We start from the raw sequence: 7,166 nt of genomic DNA on the forward strand, positions 1-7,166 counted from the left end.
TTCTCTCAATAACAAGACTCTCAATTCTGAGATTGAAACGACGCTAATTTGCGGTGGTATGCGATGGTGAAGCATGGCTCTCAATAACAAGACTCTCAATTCTGAGATTGAAACTGCGATAGACCTCATCTATTGTGCCCGTGATAAGATCCAGCTCTCAATAACAAGACTCTCAATTCTGAGATTGAAACCACGAACGTAGCCCTATTGCAATTACTCAACGATTTGATCTCTCAATAACAAGACTCTCAATTCTGAGATTGAAACATGGAGCTGGTGCACAGCCCTGCGTGAAATAGTGCGCTCTCAATAACAAGACTCTCAATTCTGAGATTGAAACATATCAATGCTTCAGAAAATCCGTGATACGCCTTATCTCTCAATAACAAGACTCTCAATTCTGAGATTGAAACTAGCGTCTTAATCTCCTTGTCCTGCATGATGTCATCGACTCTCAATAACAAGACTCTCAAAGAACAATAAAAAAAGGGCAAGCACAAGGCTTGCCCCTACAGTTTAAGCGTAATAAATATCTATATTTTGAAATTGTAAAGGTCAGGGAGGTAGAATGGCAGGTCAGAAATTCTACGATGTGTGAGCCTTACCAACGCGGTATCCCGCCAAGGAGAAGCTGCTGCTCCGGTGTGCCATTTTCAATCAGCTTTGTGACGCGGGGACCATCGAAAGGCTCGCGGGATTTCATCCACGAATTCTGGTAGCACATCAGGCAAACCCGTCGCCGCTGATCAGAGTTGTTGGCGACACCACGATGATAAATCCATCCGTCAAACATAACCGCCTGACCCGGTGTGGCGAGGACAAATTTCTCGTCGGGGAAATGTGGATGCCCTTCAGGCGGACGGAAAGGAACCCGCTGGCTGCCGGGCACAATCGCAATAGGTCCATTCTCTATCGTCAATTCGTCGAGAAAATAGCCACAGTTAATCTGACCGGGGATACTGCCGTAAGGTGTGTTTTCTGGTGCCATGGGCCAAGGTCCATCACGGTGCCAATTCTGATCCGGCTCACCCGGCTGCGTCACACGAGCGGTCGCACTATGGAGCTGAACACAGTTGCCAAGGATGGCTTTCATACGGGTAAGCACCGGGGGGTTATCCAAAAGAAATGTAAAGCGGTCATCCTCTTCTAAGAGCTGGTGGGTAAACTGCTCGCCCTTCCTCTCAAAGGTCTCATCCAACGCCTCGCGCAGTGCCTCCACCTGTTCTTGGCTTATAGCCTCCTCTACGACGAGATAACCCCACTTCAGGAAAAAATCAACCTCCTGCGCCAACTCAGGACTGAGTTCAGGATTCAACTGTTGTGGAATAATTGAACGATCTACCACAGCTCACTTTCCTTTCAGCGGCGGGGCGTTTCAATCCGCAGCCATTTCAACGGATTGCTCAACATCTGACAACATCCCCCGAACCGTTTCCAACATCATCTCCACATTCTCCGCCATATATCGCGTCACGAGTTGATTGGCGGTCCTTTCGCATCCCCGTTCAATGAGGAATTTACCCTCTTTCGCTATTTCATAAGCGGTTGTGAACAGTTGGGTTTGGAACTTTTGCCATTTTGCTTGGACAGTTGGAATCAGTTCCGGCTCCTCCAAACGCAGTTTGAGACTCAATTGGCGAAAGAGCCACCACGGACTATCACCCGAAGGGGTCTCACCACCGATCGCTAAGACCTCTGGCAATCTCCCTTCAATAAACATCGGCAGAAAAACCGCTAAACAGGGTGAATAGAAGCTACACCAGTAGATAGGCAACCGCGAACCATCATTGCAGAGATGTGCGACTAGACTTGCAGCGGTATTTCCACCCTCTCCCTTATCATCGTGATGAACGCAGATGGAGGTCCCGCCCGTAATTTCCCCTTGAAACGGTTCATCGGGGTTGCTCCCATCGGAGTGGTCACTCAACAACGCCATCATGGTTTGTACCTCAACGTTCCCGGTGTATTTACTAAGTACCGCACAGGAACGTCCGCGACGCATGGCACCACTTCCGATCGAGCGATCTGCCTCACGACTGTAGGCGTCCGAAAAATTAAGCCGCGCCGAAGTATCCGTCCACCAACCTTGCGCAATTGCTTCGTGCACACCGTTGGGAGATAGGCGATCCCAGTCCTCCTCAAGGGAATAGACGTTGCTAATTCCTACCGCTCCTTGAACCTGCTTAACCGCCCACTCGTGACCCGCAGTCTGGAGGATATACGCTTCTCTCGGATCGGCGATGATGTAACCGTTGTCGTAGGTGCGAACCCCTTGATCGTTGCTGAATTTCCCCTGACCAAACTTCGTAATCAACTCCGTCATGACGATAACTGCTTCGGCGGCGGTTTTCGCGCGTTCCAAACCGAGCCGTATCAACTCCATACCAATCAACTTCGGGGAATCAAACTCATATTTGGAGGCTAACCCCTCGTTTCCGATTACGACCTGATGTTCGTTAAACCCATGTTCGTAGCCCCAACACCAATACGGGCGCGAACCGATATGACGATAGGTTGTAGTCACTCCGGGAAGTTCGACAAATTGGCATTTTGTGCTTGCACCAGCGGGATGGGTTTCTCTTGCGCGTTGCACAAGTGGTTGACATTCGGTCGCCGGGCGGTCACTATTTTTAGCAAAGATTATTTGATTGTCCTTAGTTGCACTCGGTAGAGCAACCATCGTGTCACAACTTTTAGGCATTGCAATTCCCTTTCATGTTAAAGGTGGCAATTTGGATTAATAATAAAATGTATATGTCGGTCGGTTAATCATAATGCTTAAGATATTCCAAAAACTTCCAACCACAAAATCTCCCAATATCAGTCCCAAGAAAAACGGAGTCGCTCTCCGATACAAGCGGATACCCCCATATTTCAGCACCACCCATTTCGCAATAGCGGCGACGACAAACGCGGCCCAGAAGGTGTACATGTGGAAGGAAACACCGTAACCGAGGGGATGGATGGGCCACCAAAAAAGATGACCACGTACCACCGCTAGCAGAATAGTAAACAGGAACCCGATGGTTATAGCAATGATGTGTGCGGTGTCTGCATCTCGCGGGGCCGTGAGCCAACCGTGTAGAAAGCGATACGAGCGTCCCCCAAAACTGTTGATCTGCCCGCCTACTTTGCCGGTATCCACACCGAGATCAAAAAAGACATTCACCAACATCAGAATACACAGCGGCATCGCAATAATGATAAGCGTCAGCATCAGGCGGGACAATCCTTTGACATCAAGGTTTCCCCGCTCCGCAAGTTTGAACGCCTCAAGTTGGTGCGGCATCGGGTGACTGCGATTGTCGCGATTGAACCAGAAAAACAGGGAAAACCAAGTGAGATTTTGCCCGCCAATCCTTCGCGTACCAAACAGGCTGACTAGGCTATGGTGCGGTCCGATGAAGGTTGTATTATGGATGGAAAGACCAATCTGGGCACGGATGCGCGTGACGGCAATGGCAATCGTCAGAAAATGTGCCACGAAAAACAGGACAGCAATCCAGAGTGCCATTCCGCCTCGCATCGCAAACCAGATGAGGAATATCCCACCCAATAACAGACCTAAAAACGCCGTCCGATACCGCATCGGTTCGCCCTCATCTTCACGCGGTCTCCGTCCAACGGCTTGCAGAAACGCTCGTCCTATCTGTCGTCGTGTCCCCCACAGCACAATCACTGAAACCCCTGTATACGCCCCAATGTTTTGCTCATAAGGGAAAGGAAAACCGGGCAGACTGTCCAGGCCGGATATAATCCCAATAAACGCTTGCATCTTGTATAAGAAGAAAAAGAGGATGCACGACATCAGTAGGTCAAGCGGCATTAGGAAGCTCAGTCCAACCGCAAACGGATAGACCAGAATCGCACTTCCACCCGTCAAAAAGGCAGTCCACGGTTTTTCCGTGAAGAACATGTTTAAAGAAAAATGTTTCACCGGAATCTCAGGGAGAACAGGAAAAAAGAGGTGCATCCCATTAAGGATACTGATAAACGCCGCAATCGAAAATCCCCACCACATTGGGACACTGCGGAAAAAGGTTCTGCCGTTGTAAGAGATCTGGTAAGGCAATTCGACAATCGGGTAAACGAGCCGTTCCTGCTCCGCCCACTGCTTACGGATGATTGTATTGATACACTGCATCACGAAAAGTAAGGCAAAACTGAAGGCACACCACCAGAGGGTGGGCTCGATCCACCGGCGAAGATAGTGCCACTGCAGAAAATCCGAGTCCCCACGATAAAACGCGATGAGAATGTCCGGGTCGTTAATGGTCAACCACTCCGGTAGATATTTCCAGAATAGGTCGCGCCATTCATTCTCCGGCGTCGCGAAATAGAAGGCGTGAACAATGATTGAGACCAGCGGCAGGAACATGTCGTACGACATAAACAAGAGCGTCATCGACATCAAGACGTAGAGGGAAATCAATTCGCCACCCGTAAAGGCGTACTTGGCTGCGAACTTTTTTAGGGGAACATTGATTATAACTAAAATCAGGACGGTAAAAACGACGCTGTAAAAGGGAGCCATCAGCGTCGGGAAAGTGTATCGCAGCGCTTCACACTCGATGTGCCAAACATAGATAAACGGTAGGAAGAGCAGCGAAAGGACTACTGTTCGCCAAGTAATTTTTTCGGGCGGTTGTCTAGAAGGTAAGGCAGGCGTCGTCATAAAGGCTTCTGTCGAATCGAATTGTGTTACTCTCTGGAGGCGGCGATTAAAGTTGCATCATTGGGAAGTAAGTATACCCGATTTCCAGTCTATTGACAACTCAAAAACCTATTTTCCTTGAGAGGACTAATTATCCAAGATTAGCTAGTAGGATTCGCATAAACAAATCGGTAATATCCAAACGCAAATAGGGCTATTTGGTCTTCCGTTTTTTGACCGATTTTGAAACGACTCGAACCGTAGGCGGGGCATCCCCGATAAATCGGGATCCAAAGCGACTTGCCCCGCCGTAACCTCAACCAGGAGATTGAGCTACGGGAGAATTAAATGACCCTAAAGCGCAAGCCTTTTTGCTGGACACGCTCCCACCCCTATGGTAAACTAATTTAGGTTGCTATCAGACATTGTTTCCATATGGAAGTGATTGATCCGATGAATATGCTCCCATTTACCATCAAAACAACAGATCAGGCAACAATGCATCTCTGTCGCATTACATCACCGGAGCAGCATGAGGAACTCGATGTTGAGGTTGGATTTTTGCTCCGTTCATGGGAAATTCAGCGCCTGCACGCGCTCAGAGATAGCACACGCCGCAACCTCACACAGCAAATTCTCAATGAAGTCCCCAACGATGCCTACAAGATATTTATAAGGTTTTTGAGAGGTGCCGCTGAACCCGAAGGCTTTTTACCAACAGTCCGCCTAGACCGCTATCTACATCGTCAATATTGTCTCCTCTTATCTTCCGGACGGGTACGCGAACTGTTTGAGATTTATAACAGGGGCAGTCGCTACAGCCGACGCCTTATTAACTTCAGTGGATATGATCTCATTGTAGGTGCAGGGATTCAACTGTTAGACACCGAGGCTTACCTAATCGCGCCAAACAAGTATACAATCTTTCTTCGTCAGGTCAATGCAGCCAACGAAATCAACGTCTATCATAGCGATTTTATTGATCTCGCCGGCAGTACGCCTCCGCCGTTAGCACTCCGCCCTCAAGAGGTCATTGATACCATCCGGAATAACGTCAGCGCAGAGACCGAAGCCAAAGCCCCTCATCAGCAACGCGATCAGGGAGAATCATCCGCCACGATAACAGAATGTCCGGAATGTGGTGGGGAGGTCCAGCGAATCGGTGGGGAGAGCTGCTTCTGCCTTGAGTGCAACTGGGATAATTTGCCGGCACTGAGGTAAGAACCTACGGTTCAGATTAATTCCGCACTCAACGGAATCCAGAATTGGGTGGATTCGGTTTAGGACGTTGCCAACTCCGATTCGCAACGCGGATTTGGATGCGTTTGTTGTTCCAAGCGCCACCACGTAGCACACGCGCACCACCTGTTTCAACACCGGTCGGATTTCGGATTGGACTAACCGCGTAATAATCGGGTTCGTACCAATCGTGGCACCACTCCCACACGCTGCCTGCGCAATCGTATAAGCCGAATCCATTCGGTGGAAAACTCCCTACCGGCAGCGGCACGCTGTGCTTTTGACCAAAGTCCGCTAAAGCGAAACTTATACCCCAAGGATAAATCTTGAACTTTACGGGCTAAAGACCCAATCTGTAAGATTCAACGGTGCTCAGGATATGACAACATCAACTGAACATAGGGTCCCCCATTGTATTTTTATTTGCTTCACCGTCAACATGCTGCTATACTTATGTTTAGTAGATTCCGTCAAATTAATGAGAAAGGATAAATCTCCCGTGACTTTAGCAGAAGTATTCAATTTATGTCAAGACATAGAAATAAGACATGCAAAACTATACGCAACGTTGTCCCTTCTGCTGGGGAATGTTGATGAGCGGGTAGCTCGGTTTTGGGAGCAGATGAGCACGGAGGAATGGCAACACTATATCCTTGTCGATTTTGGAAGGTCCCTGTGCGCCCGAAGTTTTGGATTGGACACACCAGCCACAGAAATGCCGCCTGTATCTATCCAGCAGATTACACAAGCCCTAGACAAATATGAGGGACAAGTTGTTTCAGAACAGGTTACGCTCCAAGAGGGATTTGAGATTGCCATTGAGATAGAAGGAAGCGAAGCGGACACGGTCTATATGTATCTCCTTTCAATTATCAGAAAGGCGATTTATCAGAGCGAAGAAACCTACTTACTGGACCGTATTTCCCAAATCGAGAAGGACATGCACACACACATTGATCATCTGATTGATGCAACAAAGCGGTTTGCCAAGGACCCAGAGCTGGTCCGAAAAGCGTATAGCTTGAAGGAACACCACTCCCACTAACTGAGGGAACATTAATTTCCGATTGGGAAAGGGCGGGCTAACGATAATTTACTCCATCATTTCATCCGAGTTTTGAATCACAACTGTTTTCAGAGAAGGAAAAATAGAGATGGCATACTACGTTTATATTCCGATTGCAGGCGAGAGCAAAATTTCGACCTTTACCCTAAATCCAGATACAGGGCAGCTCACGTTTGAGCGTGATATAGCAACTGGCGGTGGCCCCGG

General features: G+C 48.5%; 6 protein-coding genes and 1 CRISPR repeat array. Of the genes, 2 read left to right on the forward strand and 4 right to left on the reverse strand.

The annotated features are described in order from the left end of the window. Positions 1-2 precede the first annotated feature (2 nt). Positions 3-488: direct repeats of the CRISPR family, unit length 37 nt; unit sequence CTCTCAATAACAAGACTCTCAATTCTGAGATTGAAAC. 113 nt (positions 489-601) lie between these two features. Genes J4G02_18670 through J4G02_18680 form a run of 3 tightly spaced genes read right to left on the reverse strand, consistent with a single transcriptional unit; the run spans position 602 to position 4,675 of the window. Beyond that, positions 602-1,345 carry a phytanoyl-CoA dioxygenase family protein gene (locus J4G02_18670; GenBank protein ID MCE2396560.1) on the reverse strand — a complete coding sequence of 248 codons (744 nt, stop codon included), beginning with the start codon at positions 1,343-1,345 and terminating at the stop codon, positions 602-604. A gap of 30 nt (positions 1,346-1,375) precedes the next feature. Next, complete coding sequence (locus J4G02_18675) at positions 1,376-2,701, reverse strand: C69 family dipeptidase (protein MCE2396561.1); 1,326 nt, start codon at positions 2,699-2,701, stop codon at positions 1,376-1,378. Between the two features lie 36 nt (positions 2,702-2,737). After that, positions 2,738-4,675 carry a hypothetical protein gene (locus J4G02_18680; protein ID MCE2396562.1) on the reverse strand — a complete coding sequence of 646 codons (1,938 nt, stop codon included), beginning with the start codon at positions 4,673-4,675 and terminating at the stop codon, positions 2,738-2,740. 432 nt (positions 4,676-5,107) lie between these two features. Between J4G02_18680 and J4G02_18685 the strand changes: the two genes are divergently transcribed. Next, positions 5,108-5,875, forward strand: a complete 768-nt coding sequence (locus J4G02_18685) for a hypothetical protein (protein MCE2396563.1) — start codon at positions 5,108-5,110, stop codon at positions 5,873-5,875. Between the two features lie 28 nt (positions 5,876-5,903). Here J4G02_18685 and J4G02_18690 read toward each other — a convergent pair whose 3' ends face one another. Further along, positions 5,904-6,218, reverse strand: coding sequence for an SUMF1/EgtB/PvdO family nonheme iron enzyme (locus J4G02_18690; GenBank protein MCE2396564.1), 315 nt, complete (start codon positions 6,216-6,218; stop codon positions 5,904-5,906). A gap of 174 nt (positions 6,219-6,392) precedes the next feature. Here J4G02_18690 and J4G02_18695 point away from each other — a divergent pair, with 174 nt between their 5' ends. Continuing rightward, the gene (locus J4G02_18695; GenBank protein MCE2396565.1) at positions 6,393-6,938 is read left to right on the forward strand and encodes a hypothetical protein; all 546 of its coding nucleotides are present in this window, start codon (positions 6,393-6,395) and stop codon (positions 6,936-6,938) included. Positions 6,939-7,166: the final 228 nt, after the last annotated feature.

It is taken from the genome of Candidatus Poribacteria bacterium (assembly GCA_021295755.1).
Taxonomy (GTDB): Bacteria; Poribacteria; WGA-4E; order WGA-4E; family PCPOR2b; genus PCPOR2b.